Annotated in this window: 2 protein-coding genes; one reads left to right on the forward strand and one right to left on the reverse strand. The window is 31.6% G+C overall.

Annotated elements, in window-relative coordinates:
- Positions 1 to 184 precede the first annotated feature (184 nt).
- A complete protein-coding gene (locus ACPUYX_RS20800; protein ID WP_426381490.1) occupies positions 185 to 1,480 on the forward strand; it encodes an IS110 family transposase in 1,296 nt (431 codons plus the stop codon).
- Positions 1,481 to 1,672: 192 nt separating this feature from the next.
- Here ACPUYX_RS20800 and ACPUYX_RS20805 read toward each other — a convergent pair.
- Positions 1,673 to 2,166: DNA-3-methyladenine glycosylase I (locus tag ACPUYX_RS20805; RefSeq protein WP_426381491.1), on the reverse strand; the 494-nt coding region annotated here is incomplete at its 5' end.

The raw sequence follows: 2,166 nt of genomic DNA on the forward strand, positions 1-2,166 counted from the left end.
CCTGGGAAGTGACTCTATCGAGTCATAAATACCCGTAAAATAGCGTATCATTCCATCAGTGAGAATTCTGTGTTTAGCTGGTTAGGTTTCCTTTTGGGAATTACCTGTGTCACAAACAAGGTTACAAAATTACTGATAGAAATGGAATATCTATTCTATCTCACAAACAAAGGAGATAACATATATGAGTAAATTTTTTAATAGACCAACAGTTGGAATTGATGTATCGGCAGATTTTTCAGTAGTTGCTATCCTTACACCTGACGGTGAAATTCATAGAAAGCCTTTTAAGATTATGCATAATAGAAATGGTTTTGATTACCTAGTAGATCAAATAAAAAAAGCGGAAGAAGAGTTTAACATGAAAACGGCAATTTTCATGGAATCTACTGGCGTATACCATCTCACTCTTTTCCACTTTCTTAAAGATACATTTGAAGTATGTATCCTTAATCCACTCATTACTAATTGTAACAAGAATGGTGACATAAGAAAAGTGAAAAATGATAAAAAAGATGCGTTAACCATTGCTAATATAGGTAAATTTCAAAATGTTAAATATTCTTCTGTTTTTGATGTTGAAATTTACACTTTAAAATCTCTTTGCAGAGATTACTATAAATTTACTGATAGTAAATCTACATTTAAGAAAAAGCTTTCTACTGATTTAAGGGTTGTATTTCCAAGTTATAACTCTGTTTTTTCAGATATTACTGGGAAAACATCAATTGCTATTTTAAAATGTTATTCTAGTCCTGAAGCAATCTTAAATGCTGATAAGAACGAACTTATTAGGCTTATATCTATGCATTCAAGAAAAGGACAAGCATATAGTGAAAAAACATATAAAAAGCTTATTGATGCTGCTAATGAAGCCGTTTATATTGGTCTAAAATCACCTAGTTTATTTGTAAAAGTTATTAACACAATTGCCGTTATAGAGTCATTCGAGATTCAAATCGAAAATCTATTAAATGAAATACATCTATTATTGTGTAGCGATAGAATTTCCGAACAATTTAAAAAAAATGTTAAGCTGCTTTACTCAATACCAGGTGTTGGTGAATTAACCTCCATTACAATCATGAGTGAAATTGGAGATATTAAAGGTTTTGTTAAGCCTAAGCACTTAGTTGCTTATTTTGGTTTAGACCCATCTGTTAGTCAATCTGGTAAGTTTAACAGTGACAGGAATGTCATGTCTAAACGAGGTACCAGAATAGGCCGTAGGGCCTTATACGCTGTCGCGTTAGCGTCTATACGTAAGACTAGAAATGGTGAACCTATAAATATAGTTCTACTTAATTTCTATAACGAGAATATGAAAGGTAAAAATAAAAAAGTAGGTTTAGTAGCAATAATGCATAAGTTAATTAACTACATATTCTCTGTTCTTAAAAACCAAAAAGAGTATGAACTACGTGATCCTAAGATACACTCAAAAATGTATCTTAATAATAAATCCTTACCTGCAGCCTAACGGCTGAAATAATTAGGAGTCGTTTTCCATTGTTCGTAATTTTCAATGGATTTTTTGTGATGCCTATTTTTACTCAATAATTTTTTTATAAAAAATTATTGACTTTTACTAGCTGGTCTAAAGAATCTATTTATGCTTTTATTATTATCAAATTAGCTATTATGCATACTTCAAGCTCATTACCTTTATTGGCTACTTTGATATTCTCAATTCTTTATATCGGAAACATTCAGTAATGTGATCATTGACCATTCCGGTGGCTTGCATGAATGAATAACAAATAGTCTCTCCAACAAATTTAAATCCTCTTTTTATCAGTTCCTTGCTCATAGCCTTAGATTCTAGAGTTTTTGCAGGTACTTCTGCTAAACTGCTCCAGCTGTTTTCCTTAGGTGTACCTCCAACAAATTCCCATATATATTTATCAAAGCTTTCATATTCCTTCTGAATCTTAATAAATGCTTTTGCGTTTTGTACTATTGCTTCTATCTTCCTTCTATTACGAATGATTCCTGAATCCTGCATGAGTAGATTTACCTTTTCTTCGTCATATAAGGCTATTTTTTCTACATCAAAATTGTCAAAAGCTGCTCTATAGTTTTCTCTTTTTCTCAAAATAGTAATCCAGCTTAACCCAGCTTGGGCACCCTCAAGACAAAGAAACTCAAAAAGCCTCCTATCATCAT

Source organism: Desulfosporosinus sp. SYSU MS00001 (genome assembly GCF_049943955.1).
Taxonomy (GTDB): domain Bacteria; phylum Bacillota; class Desulfitobacteriia; order Desulfitobacteriales; family Desulfitobacteriaceae; genus Desulfosporosinus.

Excerpts from the sequence above, each read along its gene's own strand:
- ACPUYX_RS20800 (WP_426381490.1), top strand. The coding sequence starts at position 185 with ATGAGTAAATTTTTTAATAGACCAACAGTTGGAATTGATGTATCGGCA.